The sequence below is a fragment of the Dickeya ananatis genome, assembly GCF_019464615.1.
Lineage (GTDB): Bacteria > Pseudomonadota > Gammaproteobacteria > Enterobacterales > Enterobacteriaceae > Dickeya > Dickeya oryzae.
Map to the genome: position 1 here is coordinate 4686093 of NZ_CP040816.1, position 14690 is coordinate 4700782.

Annotated in this window: 14 protein-coding genes; 8 read left to right on the plus strand and 6 right to left on the minus strand. The window is 56.0% G+C overall.

What is annotated here, in order from left to right:
• Positions 1-26: 26 nt before the first annotated feature.
• Positions 27-263: a YheU family protein gene (locus FGI04_RS20895; RefSeq protein WP_019845179.1), complete on the minus strand. Its 237-nt coding sequence runs from the start codon at positions 261-263 to the stop codon at positions 27-29.
• Positions 260-1258, minus strand: coding sequence for a hydrolase (locus FGI04_RS20900; RefSeq protein ID WP_407274145.1), 999 nt, complete (start codon positions 1256-1258; stop codon positions 260-262). Before FGI04_RS20900 ends, FGI04_RS20895 begins: the two co-directional genes overlap by 4 nt.
• Before the next feature lie 118 nt (positions 1259-1376).
• Here FGI04_RS20900 and FGI04_RS20905 point away from each other — a divergent pair, with 118 nt between their 5' ends.
• Positions 1377-1982: a LysE family translocator gene (locus FGI04_RS20905; protein ID WP_342699256.1), complete on the plus strand. Its 606-nt coding sequence runs from the start codon at positions 1377-1379 to the stop codon at positions 1980-1982.
• A 65-nt stretch (positions 1983-2047) separates the two neighbouring features.
• Here the strand turns inward: FGI04_RS20905 and FGI04_RS20910 are convergent, their stop codons facing one another.
• Complete coding sequence (locus FGI04_RS20910; RefSeq protein WP_407274143.1) at positions 2048-3967, minus strand: ABC transporter ATP-binding protein; 1920 nt, start codon at positions 3965-3967, stop codon at positions 2048-2050.
• A 123-nt stretch (positions 3968-4090) separates the two neighbouring features.
• Between FGI04_RS20910 and kefG the strand changes: the two genes are divergently transcribed.
• From kefG to slyD, 4 genes are all read left to right on the plus strand, one after another.
• Positions 4091-4642 (plus strand): glutathione-regulated potassium-efflux system ancillary protein KefG, encoded by a 552-nt coding sequence (gene kefG / locus FGI04_RS20915; RefSeq protein ID WP_342699254.1) that lies wholly within the window; start codon positions 4091-4093, stop codon positions 4640-4642.
• Between the two features lie 2 nt (positions 4643-4644).
• The gene (gene kefB, locus FGI04_RS20920; RefSeq protein WP_342699253.1) at positions 4645-6459 is read left to right on the plus strand and encodes a glutathione-regulated potassium-efflux system protein KefB; all 1815 of its coding nucleotides are present in this window, start codon (positions 4645-4647) and stop codon (positions 6457-6459) included.
• A 73-nt stretch (positions 6460-6532) separates the two neighbouring features.
• Positions 6533-6727 carry a YheV family putative zinc ribbon protein gene (locus FGI04_RS20925; RefSeq protein ID WP_342699252.1) on the plus strand — a complete coding sequence of 65 codons (195 nt, stop codon included), beginning with the start codon at positions 6533-6535 and terminating at the stop codon, positions 6725-6727.
• 148 nt (positions 6728-6875) lie between these two features.
• A complete protein-coding gene (gene slyD / locus FGI04_RS20930; RefSeq protein WP_342699251.1) occupies positions 6876-7487 on the plus strand; it encodes a peptidylprolyl isomerase in 612 nt (203 codons plus the stop codon).
• 125 nt (positions 7488-7612) lie between these two features.
• Here slyD and FGI04_RS20935 read toward each other — a convergent pair whose 3' ends face one another.
• Together FGI04_RS20935 and eat are read right to left on the minus strand one after the other, a co-directional pair.
• Entirely contained in the window at positions 7613-8863 is a 1251-nt protein-coding gene (locus tag FGI04_RS20935; RefSeq protein ID WP_407337204.1) for an oxalate decarboxylase family bicupin, read from the minus strand.
• 475 nt (positions 8864-9338) lie between these two features.
• Positions 9339-10721 carry an ethanolamine permease gene (gene eat, locus FGI04_RS20940; RefSeq protein ID WP_342699249.1) on the minus strand — a complete coding sequence of 461 codons (1383 nt, stop codon included), beginning with the start codon at positions 10719-10721 and terminating at the stop codon, positions 9339-9341.
• A gap of 370 nt (positions 10722-11091) precedes the next feature.
• Here eat and FGI04_RS20945 point away from each other — a divergent pair, with 370 nt between their 5' ends.
• Positions 11092-12108 (plus strand): phosphotransferase enzyme family protein, encoded by a 1017-nt coding sequence (locus tag FGI04_RS20945; protein ID WP_407337205.1) that lies wholly within the window; start codon positions 11092-11094, stop codon positions 12106-12108.
• A gap of 150 nt (positions 12109-12258) precedes the next feature.
• Positions 12259-13299: an AraC-like transcriptional regulator QhpR gene (gene qhpR / locus FGI04_RS20950; RefSeq protein WP_016942992.1), complete on the plus strand. Its 1041-nt coding sequence runs from the start codon at positions 12259-12261 to the stop codon at positions 13297-13299.
• A gap of 30 nt (positions 13300-13329) precedes the next feature.
• Here qhpR and FGI04_RS20955 read toward each other — a convergent pair whose 3' ends face one another.
• Entirely contained in the window at positions 13330-13548 is a 219-nt protein-coding gene (locus tag FGI04_RS20955) for a protein SlyX (protein WP_342699375.1), read from the minus strand.
• Between the two features lie 212 nt (positions 13549-13760).
• Between FGI04_RS20955 and fkpA the strand changes: the two genes are divergently transcribed.
• Positions 13761-14618 carry an FKBP-type peptidyl-prolyl cis-trans isomerase gene (fkpA, locus tag FGI04_RS20960; RefSeq protein WP_342699247.1) on the plus strand — a complete coding sequence of 286 codons (858 nt, stop codon included), beginning with the start codon at positions 13761-13763 and terminating at the stop codon, positions 14616-14618.
• Positions 14619-14690 lie beyond the last annotated feature (72 nt).

A 14690-nucleotide genomic window follows, 5' to 3' on the forward strand; every position in this document is an offset into this window, starting at 1 on the left:
CACTGACACGGCAATTTACGATTGATTCAGGGCTGATACCGTTCATTGTTGCTGAGCTGGCGGCGGGGCATGATATTGACGGTTTCGTGTAATTCCGACCACACCAGGACGACCTCGCCGTTTGCCAGTTGCTGACGGATATCCGCCACTTTTTCTTCGAGTGTGCGCTCCTGCTCGCCGTAGTCGGTGCCTTCACGCAGGACGAATGATTCAATCAGATTTTGCAGTGTTTCCGGCGCTAGTTCTTGCCAGGGAATGATCATGCGTGCTGCTCCAGATAAGGGGTAAACCACTCGGGAATACGGTGCTCCAGCCACAATTCAGGCCGTTGCCATGATCCGCCAACAAAACCGACATGACCGCCATGCTCTGTCAACTGGTAGTCGATATTGGCCGGGAGTTGCGAGACATCAGCGATGACCTCCGGCGTCATAAACGGGTCGTCTTTGGCGTGGATGACCAGCAATGGTTGGCGGATACGCGGCAGCAACGGCAAGGCGCTGCTCCGTCGGTAATAATCGGTTGCGCCGGTGAAACCGTGCAGAGGCGATGTTACCAGCTCGTCAAACTCTCGCAGGCGATACACCCGACGTAACCGGCTGGCGGATATCGGCAGGCAATCGGGATACATCGTCAACTTGTGCAAGGCGTTACGGCGCAGCGAGTGCAGCAGATAGAACTGGTAAATACGCGAAAAACCCTGTTCCAGACGGGTGCCGCACGATTCGAGCATCAACGGCGCGGATACTACCGCCGCGGCATCCAATGGGCAGGCGGCCCCTTGTTGCGCCAGCAGGCAAGCCAGCATATTCCCGCCCAGAGAAAACCCCGCCGCGACGGTAGGGGCGTTACCCAGCGTCTGACGCAGCCAATGCAGGAAATAGCGCGCGTCTTCGGTTTCGCTGGCGTGATACGCCCGCGGCAGGCGGTTCGGTTGTCCGCTGCACCCACGAAAGTGCATCACCACCGCCAGCCAGCCACGTTGTTGGCAGGCCGCCATCAGTCCGTGGGCATAAGGGCTGTGAAAACTACCTTCCAGCCCGTGAAACAGTACCACACGGGGTTTATGGGCCGCGTGTTGTGGCGCTTCGCTCCAGGCAAGGTCGATAAAATCGCCGTCCGGCAGAGTCAGACGCTGCCAGACGGGTTTCAGAGCCGCACGACGGCGAAACAGACGCGGCAACAGCGTCTGAATATGCGGATTGCGCCCACCCGGCAGGGGCTGAAAGCACGCACTACGGTAAGAAGAATTATTCATAAAAAGAGAGCCATGATGAAAAGAGGCATTGGGGCCTGTCGCGGCATGGCGAAGCACTTGTCTGCATCCTGCTGCGCTGCTAGGTTTAACGTCCCTTATGTTAAAGGATCGTCGTTTCATGGAGCACGTCAGCCTGTTTCTTTCAATGCTCGGTTTCTTGTGGGTCGCTGCCATTACACCAGGACCCAATAATATGCTACTTACTGCCTCCGCAGCCAACTTTGGCGTGTTACGTTCCATGTCGTTGATGCTGGGCATCATGATCGGTATGCAGAGCATACTGTTATTGGTGGCGTTGGGGCTGGGTAGCCTTATCCTGCTTTATCCTTCGCTGCATCTGGCGCTGAAGGTGCTGGGCAGTGCCTATCTGCTGTGGTTATCGTGGAAGATTGCCACGGCGGCTTACGAAAAGCTGGATACCGAAACGGCACCGCCGCGGCCGATTCCGTTGTATCAGGGCGGGTTGTTGCAGTTCCTCAACCCCAAAGCCTGGCTGATGTCGCTGGGCGCGGTGGCAGGGTTTAGCCTGTCTGGTGACGGCTATGTCGCGTCGGTGGTGGCCATCAGCGTGGCGATGGTGTGCGTTAATTTCGTGGCCGGGGTTATCTGGCTAGGGTTTGGTGCGATGATCGGCCGCCTGCTGCAAAGTCCGCGTGCCTGGAAGGTGTTCAACATTGCGATGGGGTTACTGACGGCAACCTGCGTGCTGATGATTTGGCATTAATCATCGTGAAGAGCGTCTGAACGGCGGGCTACCGTATTGCGCCCGCCGTTCACTCAGGATGGTGCTTAACCCTGCGTCTCTGCGTCGCGCAGCAATTGTTCGAGTTGTTCCTGCGCATCCAGCCAGGCCATTTCGGTGTTTTCCAGTTCGGCCTTCGTCGCGCTTTGTTTTTGCAAACAGTCGGTCAATTCGCTTTTACGGCTGACGTCATATAACCCGCTGTCGGCAAGGCGGTCTTCTACCGCGCTCAGCGTTGCTTGCAGTTTCTCCATCTGTTGTTCCAGTTGGTTTATCTGCTTACGCAGCGGTTGGGTCAGGGCGCGCAGTTCGGCGTCACGCCGTTTTTGATCCTTCCTCGACTGCGCGCTGTTGGCGGCGTTGTCTTTGGGGGCAGATTCCGCCGTGTTATCCTGTTTCTGGGCATCCAATAGCCACTGCTGGTAATCCTCCAGATCGCCGTCAAACGGCTCGACCTTGCCGTCGTGCACCAGATAGAGATCGTCGGTGGTGGATCGGATCAGGTGACGATCGTGCGATACCACCACCAGCGCGCCGTCGAAGTCGATCAACGCTTCGGTCAGCGCCTGGCGCATGTCGAGATCCAAATGGTTGGTCGGTTCATCGAGCAGCAACAGGTTAGGGCGCTGCCAGACAATCAGTGCCAGCACCAGTCGCGCCTTTTCGCCGCCGGAAAAACGCTCGGTGCACTCGGTTACCTTGTCGCCCCGGAAGCCGAAACCGCCGAGATAATCACGCAGTTGCTGCTCGGTTTCCCTCTCTGCCAGTCGGGTCAGGTGCTGTAACGGTGACTCGTCGGGGCGCAGAAACTCCAGCTGGTGCTGGGCGAAATACCCCAGCTTTATGCCTTTGGCCAGGCCGATGTCGCCGCTAAACGGCTGCAGTTCGCCCGCCAGCAGTTTGATGAGCGTCGATTTACCGGCACCATTGTGACCCAGTAACCCGATGCGTGAGCCGGGCACCAGATTGAGTTTGATAGAATCGAGGATCAACCGGTCGCCGTAGCCCGCGCTGACTTTTTCCATCCGCAACAGCGGGTTGGGTAGCGCTTGCGGTTCACGAAAACTGAAGCGGAACGGGTTGTCGACATGCGCCGGGGCGATAAGCTCCATGCGTTCGAGCATCTTGATGCGGCTTTGGGCCTGTTTGGCTTTACTGGCTTTGGCGCGAAAACGGTCGATATAGTGTTGCAGGTGCGCGACCCGCTCCTGCTGGTGCTGGTACATCGCCTGTTGCTGGGCCAGACGGGTGGCGCGCTGTTGCTCGAACGAGGTGTAGTTGCCGGTGTACTCGAACAGGGTTTCCTGCTCGATATGCAGGATCCGGTTAGCGATGGGGTCAAGAAAATCCCGGTCGTGGGAAATGAGCACCAGCGTACCCGGGTAATTTTTCAGCCATTTCTCCAGCCAGATCACTGCATCCAGATCCAGGTGGTTGGTCGGTTCGTCAAGCAGCAGTAAATCGGAGCGGCAAATCAGCGCTTGCGCCAGATTCAGACGCATACGCCAGCCACCGGAGAAATCACTGACTGAGCGTTGCAGCTGGTCTTGTTGAAAACCCAGCCCGTTGAGCAGGCTGGCGGCGCGGGCTTGAATCGACCAGGCCTGAATCGCGTCCAGTTTGCCGTGCAGAGTGGCGATAGCGTGGCCGTCGTTGCGGGCGTTGGCTGCGTCGAGGTCGGCTTCCAACTGACGATACTCACGGTCGCCGTCTATCACGTAATCAAGCGCCGAGCGTGCCAGCGCCGGCGTTTCCTGATTCACCCATGCCAGTGCCCAGTTTTGCGGAAAGGTGACGCTGCCGCCATCGGCGCTGATTTCTCCTTTCAGTAATGACAACAGGGTTGATTTGCCACAGCCGTTTTTACCCACCAGACCCACTTTCTGACCTGGGTTGATGGTAGCGGTGGCGTTGTCCAGCAGTACCCGTGTACCGCGTCGAATTTGCAAAGAGGAGAAAACAATCATAACGCGCCAAATGTTCAAATATGTTAAATTACCGATCGGGTATCAGGACTGCCGTGTCCTGTTGTATTGCACTACGCATGGTAGCCGAAAATACCTGCAATGACGACGCCCTGGAGGGGAATGATGTCGCAGCCACCAAAGATTTTGCTGCTGTTTGCCCATCCGGAATCTCAGGATTCGGTCGCGAATAAGCTGCTACTGCACTATGCCCAGCAACTTGGGCATGTCACGGTGCACGACCTGTATGCACACTATCCTGATTTTTTTATCGACATTCATCATGAGCAACAGTTGCTGCGTGATCACCAACTGATTGTGTTTCAGCACCCGCTTTATACCTACAGTTGTCCTGCTTTGCTGAAAGAGTGGCTGGACAGGGTACTGACGCGTGGCTTCGCCAACGGGGTCGGCGGTAATGCGCTGGCCGGAAAATATTGGCGCTCGGTGGTGACGACCGGTGAGCCGCAAGATGCCTACCGTGCGTCGGGTGTGAACCGCTACTCGATGGATGAAGTCTTGCGGCCGTTTGAGATGACGGCGGCCATGTGCCACATGAATTGGTTATCGCCGTTGGTGATTTACTGGGCCCGGCGTTTGCCGCCTGATGTGTTACGGGAACACGCTAAAGCCTACGGCGATTGGCTGGCGTCACCGTTTCCCCATGGGGGTCAGTAAACATGGAAACGTCTTCGTTATTGAATGCCGGGGTGTTGTTCCTGTTTGTCGCCGTGTTGATGGTGCCGATTGCCGCACGGTTGGGGATTGGCGCGGTGCTGGGCTACTTGCTGGCCGGTATCGCCATTGGCCCGTGGGGGCTGGGATTCATCCGTGATGTGGAAGCCATCCTGCATTTTTCCGAGCTGGGTGTGGTCTTCCTGATGTTTATCATTGGTCTGGAACTGGACCCGGCCAAATTGTGGCGGCTGCGGCGGTCTATCTTCGGCACCGGTGCGGCACAGGTTTTGCTGAGCGCGGCGCTATTGGGTGGCGCGTTGTATCTGAGTCAGTTTTCCTGGCAGTCGGCGATGATCGGCGGCATTGGGCTGGCGATGTCTTCTACGGCTATCGCGTTACAGCTGATGCGGGAAAAAGGCATGCACCGTAACGAGGCCGGTCAGCTCGGCTTTTCCGTGCTGCTGTTTCAGGATCTGGCGGTTATCCCAGCGCTAGCGCTGATCCCGGTACTGGCCGGGGTACAAGGCGAATTGGATGACTGGCGGCAGGTGGTACTGAAGGTGGTAGCGTTTGGCGGCATGCTGATTGGCGGCCGCTATTTGGTGCGTCCGCTGTTTCGTTTTATCGCTGCCTCCGGCGTGCGGGAGGTGTTCACCGCTGCCGCGCTGTTGCTGGTGTTGGGTTCGGCGCTGTTTATGGATGCGCTGGGCCTGTCGATGGCGCTCGGCACGTTTATCGCCGGTGTGCTGCTGGCGGAAAGTGAATACCGCCATGAACTGGAAATCGCCATCGAGCCGTTCAAAGGGTTGCTGTTGGGGCTGTTTTTCATCTCGGTCGGCATGTCGCTCAACCTCGGGGTACTGTACGCCAATATCCTGATGGTGTTGGCGGGCGTGGCGATTCTGGTGGTGGTGAAAGGGATTATTTTGTACCTGCTGGCATGGGTGTACGGGCTGCGTTCTTCTGAACGACTGCAGTTTGCCGGTGTGCTCAGCCAGGGCGGTGAATTTGCTTTCGTGCTGTTTTCTTCTGCGGCGACCTACCGGGTACTGAAAGGGTCGCAACTGCCGTTGTTACTGGTGACGGTCACCCTGTCGATGATGCTGACGCCGCTGCTGATGACGCTGATCGACAAACTGTTATCGCGCCGCTTCAACCATCAGGAAGAGGTGGATGAAAAGCATTATGTGGAGAATGATCGGCCTCAGGTGATCGTGGTGGGGTTCGGGCGTTTTGGGCAGGTTGTCGCGCGTTTATTAATGGCCAACAAAATGCGCATCACGGTATTGGATCGTGACATCAGTGCGGTGCGCCTGATGCGCTCCTATGGCTATAAAGTGTATTACGGTGACGCGACTCAGCTCGAATTACTGCGTGCCGCCGGGGCGGATCAGGCGCAATCCATCGTGATTACCTGTGTGAACCCTGAGCACGCCATGACAATTGTGCATTTGTGTCAACAGCATTTCCCCCATCTGGAGATTCTGGCGCGTGCCCGCGGGCGTGTGGAAGCGCATGAGCTGCTTCAGGCCGGTGTCACCCTGTTCACCCGTGAAACGTTTTCGAGTGCGCTGGAATTGGGGCGCAAAACGCTGATTACACTCGGTATGCATCCCCATCAGGCGTACCGGGCACAGCAGCATTTTCGCCGTCTGGATATGCGTATGCTGCGTGAGCTGATGCCTCAGCATAAAAGCGATGTGGCGCAGATTTCCCGCGTCAAAGAGGCCCGCCGCGAGCTTGAGGAGATCTTTGAGCGAGAAATGCAGCGTGAACGGCGTCGACCGGATGACTGGGATGAACATGACGACCATTAAGCAGGGACACGGTGTACAAGTCGTACGCTATGAGTGAATGCAGACCTGATTAACCAGGAGTCGGAGAACAACTATGCGTAAACGCTTTATTGCCGGAGCGGTGTGCCCGAAGTGTCATTCGCAGGATACGCTGGCGGTGGGACGCGAAGGCGATGACGAGGTCGTGGTGTGTGTGCACTGCGGGTATCAGCAAAGCCAGTCGGAAGCACCACCCAAGGCAGCCACGCCGCCCACCGGTGAAATCATTGGCCTGTTTCGACCGGAATAGCCAGGCGGAAAGCCGCTGTAATGGCGGTTGACTATGCACAGTACGCCGATGGAACGGGTCTTCCAGACAGTTTTTTATCCCGGGCAATACATGGGGATGTTTTTCCGCTACAATTTGCGCAAATTGATTTCCAACGCTAGGAGATATCATGAAAGTAGCAAAAGACCTGGTGGTCAGCCTGGCTTATCAGGTTCGTACAGAAGATGGTGTATTAGTTGATGAGTCTCCGGTGAGCGCACCGCTGGACTATCTGCATGGTCACGGTTCGCTGATTTCAGGTTTGGAAAAAGCGCTGGAAGGCCGCGATGTGGGCGAACGTTTTGACGTTAGCGTCGGTGCTAACGATGCCTACGGCGAATACGACGACAATCTGGTTCAGCGCGTACCGAAAGATGTATTTGTCGGTGTGGATGAACTGCAGGTTGGCATGCGCTTCCTGGCTGATACCGATCAGGGGCCGGTACCGGTAGAAATCACCGAGGTGCAGGATGACCACGTTGTGGTTGACGGTAACCACATGCTGGCAGGCCAGAACCTGAAATTCAACGTGGAAGTGGTTGCTATCCGTGAAGCAACGGAAGAAGAGCTGGCCCACGGCCATGTGCACGGTGCGCACGACCATGATCATGAAGGTTGCTGCGGTGGTCACGGGCATGATCACGATGGTTGCTGCGGCGGCCACGACCATGATCACGACCATGACCATGAAAAGGGTAAAGGCGGTTGCGGCGGCCACGGCGGTTGCGGTTGCCAGCACTGATATTTTCCCGTTTCAGAGAAAGCCGCGTGTGAACGCGGCTTTTTTTTTGCTATTTCCCCCCTCGAGAGAGGAGGGGGATTTTTCCCTGCCGAAGTATGGCGGTTGTGGTGGCGCTGTCGAATGCGTTAGCGTTTGGTGCCCGTCTTTGTTTCCGGGTAGTCCGGAACAATTGGTGTTTTGGTTTTTTGTAATGACTGCATGAAGGCGTTGTTCAGGTGCAGATGCTGTTCCACCAGGGCCGGTGGTGTCAGTGCCAGCCATTGATTGAGCGAGATATCCGCGTAGTGGTCGCTCTTAAACAGCTCCAGAAAACGCAGTGGCGTTGTACCGGTATTTTCCACGTAATGCCCCATCGCAAAGGGGACGTAACCGACATCACCCGCACGAAAATCGAAGGTGCGCGCCTGCCCGGATGAGGCAAACACCCCCATCCGCCCCTCTCCTTCAAGATAGTATTGCCACTCGTCATTATTCGGATGCCAGTGCAGTTCCCGCATGGCACCGGGTTCCAGTTCTACCAGTGCTGCCGCGATAGTTTTGGATACCTTGAACACCGACGAGTCGGTAATACGCACGGTACCGCCCTTGGTCTTGATGGGTGTCTGCGCCAGCATACGGTGGTTGAATGGGTTGACTACCTGACCTGCGCCGCCAAATGCGCCCTTGTCGATGTTTCCCGGTACCGGCGCGGCAAAAATGTACTCGTCGGATGGGCTGGGCAGGTGGCTGAAGGTCTCTACCGGTACGCCGAAATTCTTCGCCAGTACGTCCGGCGGTATATGTTTAAACCAGTCACTCAGCAAAAATGTACTGTCTTCATCGAAGTTACCGCTGTCAAAGGCTAACAGGAACTCACAGCCATCAGGCCCCAGGCCCTGAATCGAGTGTGGTACGCCAGGCGGAAAATACCACAGGTCGCCGACACCCAGATCATCAACAAACCAACGTCCTTGCGCGTCGATAGCGGTAATTCGGGCGTTACCGTACAGCATGTAGGCCCATTCGCCTTCTTTATGCCAGTGCAGCTCACGGATACCACCTGCGTTGAGGCGCATATCCACACCGGCGATGGTGGTGGAGATACCCAGCTCGCGTTGCGTTACCTGACGTGTCCAGCCACCACTACCTTTGCGTATATGAGCGTCGCTAAAAGAAAAACGCAGATTGGGTAAGGTCCCGTTATCGGTTAATGGTGGGTTGACCAGATCGGGGTTCTGCATTTGCCGCTGCCGGTTTTGCGGGCCGGGGTCGTTCCCTCCCAGGCCGTTCCCAGTCCATGGGATGGCGTTATCTTGTGCGTGTAGTTTACCGGCGGCCAGCGCTACGGTTCCGCCAACAGTAAACGCCATAAAGTTTCGACGTGTTAATGCATTCATGAGCGACTCCTTGCTAAGTTAATGTGATGTCATCATGACGGCGGATACCATTCGCAATGGCCTGCTCGTGATACAGGCTGATGCCGTGCTATCTCGTCGCAGTCAGACATCCTGTATTTTTATAACAGCAGCTCACTTTCTCTGTGGGTGACTTGTAAGGAGTTGTTGGTAATAAATATAAATATTATTTATGTATTCTCGGTGGGAAAGGGTGGGGGAAATGGCTGTGCTTGCCATTTGTTTCGCTGATGTTTCGTTTTTGTTTCGCTTAATGCGTACTTTGGCAAAAAAATAGCGAGGACAAGGGAGCGGTATGGCTGTGCCGGACGGCGGATATGCTGTAATGCTTGTTTACAGGTTGCGCTGTTGTCACCTCACAGTTCAACGCCTCCCGAGGGAGACGTTGAACAATATAGCGTTGAACAATATAGCGTTGAATAATATGGCGTTGAATCATTCCGGTGAGAAAGACGGACTACTCCTTCCCTACCAGCATGGCATCTTGAGGGGCATTGTCTCGCTGGGCTCGGGTCATCAGGAAATAGCTGTAACCCATCAGCATCAGCACAATAAACAGGCCGCCAATGACCGGGTTGAACCACAGCATCGCGATCAGGCACACCACCGACAGCGCCAGTGCGATAGCCGGGATTACCGGATAACCTGGTGCCATGAACGTACGATGCAGCTCCGGTTCGCTGCGGCGTAAACGAAACAGGCTCAGCATACTCATCATGTACATCACGTTGGCTCCGAACACCGCCATCGTGATCATCGCGGCGGTCAGCGTCATTCCCTGCAGGTTGATCCAGCTATCGCTAAAGATGGTGGCGATGCCAATTACGCCGCCAGTCAGAATAGCGCGGTGCGGTGTCTGGAACCGGGATAACTTCGCCAGTCCGGCAGGTAAATAACCGGCCCGGGCCAGCGCGAAGAATTGACGTGAATAGCCGAGAATAATGCCGTGGAAGCTGGCGATTAACCCGAACAGGCCGATCCACACCAGCATGTGCATCCAGCCTGAGTTTGAGCCCACCACGGCTTTCATCGCCTGCGGCAGCGGGTCGTTGATGTTGGACAGCGTACGCCAGTCACCCACACCGCCCGCCATCACCATGACGCCGAGCGCCAGCACCACCAGCGTGATAATTCCGCTGATGTAGGCTTTAGGAATGGTGCGCTGCGGGTCTTTGGCTTCTTCGGCAGCCATCGCGGCACCTTCAATCGCCAGAAAGAACCAGATGGCGAAAGGAATGGCGGCAAAGATACCGGAAATGGCCGGACTACCGAAATCAGTACTACCGGCCCAGCCGTTGGCGACGAAGTGACTGATGCTGAAACCGGGCGCGACCACCCCCATGAACACCAGCAATTCGATGACCGCCAACACGGTGACGAACAGTTCAAACATCGCCGCCAGTTTCACGCCCAAAATATTCAGTGTCATAAAGATAAGGTAAGCGCCGGTGGCGGCGTAGCGCGGATCCAACGACGGGTACTGCACATTGAGATAAGCGCCGATAGCCATCGCGATCGACGGTGGCGCGAACACAAATTCGATCAGGGTCGCCATACCGGCAATCAGGCCGCCGGTTTCGCCAAAGGCGCGGCGGCTATAGGCGAAGGGGCCACCAGCATGAGGAATGGCGGTGGTCAGTTCGGTGAAGCTAAAAATAAAGCAGGTGTACATGGCGGCGATAATCAGGGTGGTGACGAGAAAGCCTAGCGTTCCCGCCACACCCCAGCCGTAACTCCAGCCAAAGTACTCGCCGGAAATCACCAGGCCGACGGCAATCCCCCACAGATGAAGCGTACCCAGGGTGGGTTTTAACTGCGTGGGTTTTAGCTGCATTGTCATGACGGTCTCCCCTACAAGTCGTGGGATGAAAATAGCGGCTTTTCATCACCTCTGTGTATAAAAATCATGTGTTTATAAAAATAACCGAGTCAGAAAACGGTACGGCTCCGTGCTGTGCCAGATCTGTCCGGCAGGGTGGTACGCTTTCGATAATGCCGCCAGGGGTTCGTCGGCGACTTGACATCTGCCCGTAGATTTTTGCGCTCTACGGTCAAACCGGGAGGATTCGCTGGGGCGGTGTCGTGCAAGGTCAATTTGCGGCGCTGTGACGTCAAGCATCATCGCGGGAGTGATCTCATTCTGATAGTCAGGCGGTGCCCTGTCCGCTGGACACCACCCGGTTTGGCCCTCTTTGGATGAGATAACACCTATGGCAGAGCAGGATATGGCAGAACAGTACGATACCCTTGATAACACCACGCTGGACCAGTTGGCCGCACTGGCTATGCAACGTTACCCATCGGCGCAGCAGGGGCAGCTCAGCCTGTTGTGTCGTTCGGAAAATGCCACCTATCGGCTGATCGCTGGCGGTAAACGCTACGCAATGCGTATTCACCGTCCCGGCTATCATCAGCGTGAGGACATCGCCGGTGAACTGGCCTGGTTGGACGCGTTGCGCGAAGAAGGTATTACCGTGCCGCAGGCACTGAACGGGCTGGATGGCGAAGCAGTACAAACAGTGACGATGCGTGATGGCACGGTGCGTAATGTGGTGCTGTTCCACTGGATTGACGGTGAGATGCCGACCACAGAGGTCGACGCCGCTGCTTTTGAACAACTGGGGATGATTACTGCCCGTTTGCATCAACACAGCCGTCGTTGGGAGCGCCCCAACGGTTTCCGTCGGCTGGTCTGGGACCATGACACCATGGTCGGGCCGAAAGGACATTGGGGGCGTTGGCAGGATGCGCCCAACCTGAAGGCAACGGATCACGGCGTCATCGAAGAAACGCTGACACAAGTGCGCCAGGCGCTGACCCATTACGGCAAGGATCGCCAGCGTTATGGTTTGATCCACGCGGATTTACGGCTGACCAACCTGTTGCTGCAAAACGGCGAAACCCGGGTGATCGACTTTGATGATTGCGGCTTTAGCTGGTATCTGCACGATCTGGCGGCGGCAATCAGCTTTGTGGAGCATCACCCCAGCGCGCCGTCATGGGTGGAAGGCTGGTTAGACGGTTACCAGAAAATTTGCCCACTGGGCGAGGCGGACCGGGCGGTGATCCCCTCGTTGCTGATCCAGCGGCGTATTCAGTTAATGGCCTGGGCGGGATCACACAGTCAGACTGAGCAGGCCATCAGCCTGGGAACCGACTGGAGCGATCACACCGTGCGGTTATGTCGACGTTATCTGGAGAACGCCGCACTGCCGGTAGGTGCCTGATCCTGCCGTGGCGAACCGTGCACCATGATAGCGCACCACGGGATCGTCGTGGTGCCACTTTGCCTTTCGACGCGATAGAAATCAGTGACTTGTGAATGGTATGGAATTTGCAGGTTTACGATATTGAATCGGTTGTGTGAGGCAGGAATCATGGAAACCACGTCTTTTCGGTTGCCGCCGGTGGCCGAGCTATCCGGGCATCGGGGGGTTCTGGCGGCGGCGGCATCAGGTCTGACCGATTTTATCGGTGAAAAAGGCGGCGATGCGGATCGTATTCTCGGTATCAGTGGTATCAACCCGGAAATGCTGGCCTGCCCGACGCTTAGCGTCGGACTGGTCAATTATTGTCGGGTACTGGAGGAAGCGGCCCGCTATTCGGACTGTGATAATTTCGGGCTGCATTACGGCCGACAGTTCAAACCGCAGGCGTTGGGGTTGATAGGCTATGTTGGGTTATGCAGTGCCACTCTGGAGCAGGCATTGCATAACGTAGTCAATGCCTTCCCGTTCCATCAACACGACACATTGATTCGCCTGGTAGATAAAGGCGACTGCTGGCGCTTTGACTATCAGGTGCGTCACGGCGCTATCCTGCATTGTCGGCAGGATGCCGAGTTGACATTGGGGATGATATTAAACCTGATTCGTCATGCGGCAGGCAAAAACTGGGCACCGCGGGAGGTCCATTTTGAACATCCTCGCCCCGAGCAGTGGCATGAGCATTGTAAAGTGTTTGACGCGCCGGTGTATTTCGACCAGCCGTTCAACTCGTTGTTGATCCCCAAACGTGATGTGACGCGGTCTATGCCGGACAATGACCCGCTGTTGCTGCTGGTGGTACAGGATGCGTTGCGTCGGCTTAACAACGATGCTCCCCAGCAGAGCGTAGTGGAACTGGCGCGCGCCCGGCTACGTCAGGTATTGTCGCAGGGGGAGCCGTCGCTGGACGAGGTGGCGGAGAGCATCGGGTTATCGAGCTGGTCGCTACAACGTCGGCTGAAAGACGAAGGTATCACCTTCACCCAACTGGTGGAAAAGGTGCGCTGCGAGATGGCGACCCACTATTTACAGCAACGCCAGCTGTCGATTTCCGAGATGGCATTCCTGCTGGGGTACTCTGAGGTGAGCGCGTTTTCCCGCGCCTTCCGCCGCTGGTTTGGCATCAGCCCACGGCAGTGGCGCAAGGCATAACACGCTGGTGGTTATCGGGCTTGCCGGTATTTAATAATGCGGCGGCGGTGTTTCTTCCGACTGCGAGGCAATCATGGAAGGCGACGTCGCCCGCAGTTTTTCGGTGAGCAACCGTAATTGTTCGCGCAACCGAGCCATTTCCAGTTCATGGTGCACGACGGTCTGGTTCAATTCCTCAATCGTTATCTCCTGAAAAGCCAGTCGGCTTTCCAGCAATTCGAGCCGTTGTTCCAGTGGTGACAGTGACATCATTTTTCCTCCCGTGCAGTGAGTGCAAAGTGTGTCAGAAAGCGGAAAGTTCTGGTAGTAAAACCCTACGCCATCGAGCGCAAATCCTGGTATTCAGAATTTTTCGCTATCTGGTGCGGCGTGTCGTTGTATTGTCTTTGCACGCAACGTTATAGTAGCTGGCGAAATGTTAATGTTGCCGGGGCATGGTGCTCCGAATGTTGGAGAGATGGATGAAATCACTGTTTAAAGTCACACTGCTGACGGCGGCCATGGGACTGGCGCTGAGTACGGGTGTTATGGCAGCGGATGCGGCCAAGACCACTGATGCAGCGGCTACCGCTCCTGCGGCAGCGGACGCAGCGAAAGCAGCGACAGGTAAATTTAAGAGCGATGAAGAAGCCGCCGCGTATGCACTGGGTGCCTCTTTGGGGCGCTACATGGACAACTCCCTGAAAGAGCAGGAAAAGCTGGGTATCAAACTGGACAAACAACAGTTGATCCAGGGGGTTCAGGACGCGTTTGCTGACAAGAGCAAATTGTCTGACGAAGAAATCGAGAAAACCCTGCAGTCGTTTGAAGGCCGTGTGAAAGAAGCGGCTCAGACGAAAATGCAGCAGGACGCTAAAGATAATGCGGATAAAGGCACCAAATTCCGTGATGCCTTCGCCAAAGAAAAAGGTGTGAAGAAAACTGAATCCGGCCTGCTTTATCAGGTAGAGAAGGAAGGGACCGGCGCGGCACCTAAAGACAGCGATACCGTAGTGGTGAACTACAAGGGTACGCTGGTTGATGGCACCGAGTTCGATAACTCCTACAAACGCGGCGAGCCGTTGTCTTTCCGTCTGGATGGCGTTATCCCGGGCTGGACTGAAGGCCTCAAGCACGTGAAGAAAGGCGGTAAGATCAAGCTGGTTATCCCACCGGCATTGGCTTACGGCGAAGCGGGTGTTCCGGGGATCCCGGCTAACTCTACACTGGTATTCGACGTCGAACTGCTGGATATCAAATCGGATGCTGATGCGAAAGGCGCTGCTGCACCGAAAGCAGAAAAACCGGCTGACGACAAAGCGAAGAAAGCCGCTCAGTAATGCCTTGTACGCCGCCAGTTCGGGGCGTGTAAACCGGTTTCGATACCGCCCGTGCGTTTGTACAGGCGGTAT

Bases quoted from the DNA above. Each gene is read 5' to 3' on its own strand.
- FGI04_RS20895 (WP_019845179.1), bottom strand. From the start codon at position 263: ATGATCATTCCCTGGCAAGAACTAGCGCCGGAAACACTGCAAAATCTG.
- FGI04_RS20900 (WP_407274145.1), bottom strand. From the start codon at position 1,258: ATGAATAATTCTTCTTACCGTAGTGCGTGCTTTCAGCCCCTGCCGGGT.
- FGI04_RS20905 (WP_342699256.1), top strand. From the start codon at position 1,377: ATGGAGCACGTCAGCCTGTTTCTTTCAATGCTCGGTTTCTTGTGGGTC.
- FGI04_RS20910 (WP_407274143.1), bottom strand. From the start codon at position 3,967: ATGATTGTTTTCTCCTCTTTGCAAATTCGACGCGGTACACGGGTACTG.
- kefG (WP_342699254.1), top strand. From the start codon at position 4,091: ATGTCGCAGCCACCAAAGATTTTGCTGCTGTTTGCCCATCCGGAATCT.
- kefB (WP_342699253.1), top strand. From the start codon at position 4,645: ATGGAAACGTCTTCGTTATTGAATGCCGGGGTGTTGTTCCTGTTTGTC.
- FGI04_RS20925 (WP_342699252.1), top strand. From the start codon at position 6,533: ATGCGTAAACGCTTTATTGCCGGAGCGGTGTGCCCGAAGTGTCATTCG.
- slyD (WP_342699251.1), top strand. From the start codon at position 6,876: ATGAAAGTAGCAAAAGACCTGGTGGTCAGCCTGGCTTATCAGGTTCGT.
- FGI04_RS20935 (WP_407337204.1), bottom strand. From the start codon at position 8,863: ATGAATGCATTAACACGTCGAAACTTTATGGCGTTTACTGTTGGCGGA.
- eat (WP_342699249.1), bottom strand. From the start codon at position 10,721: ATGACAATGCAGCTAAAACCCACGCAGTTAAAACCCACCCTGGGTACG.
- FGI04_RS20945 (WP_407337205.1), top strand. From the start codon at position 11,092: ATGGCAGAGCAGGATATGGCAGAACAGTACGATACCCTTGATAACACC.
- qhpR (WP_016942992.1), top strand. From the start codon at position 12,259: ATGGAAACCACGTCTTTTCGGTTGCCGCCGGTGGCCGAGCTATCCGGG.
- FGI04_RS20955 (WP_342699375.1), bottom strand. From the start codon at position 13,548: ATGTCACTGTCACCACTGGAACAACGGCTCGAATTGCTGGAAAGCCGA.
- fkpA (WP_342699247.1), top strand. From the start codon at position 13,761: ATGAAATCACTGTTTAAAGTCACACTGCTGACGGCGGCCATGGGACTG.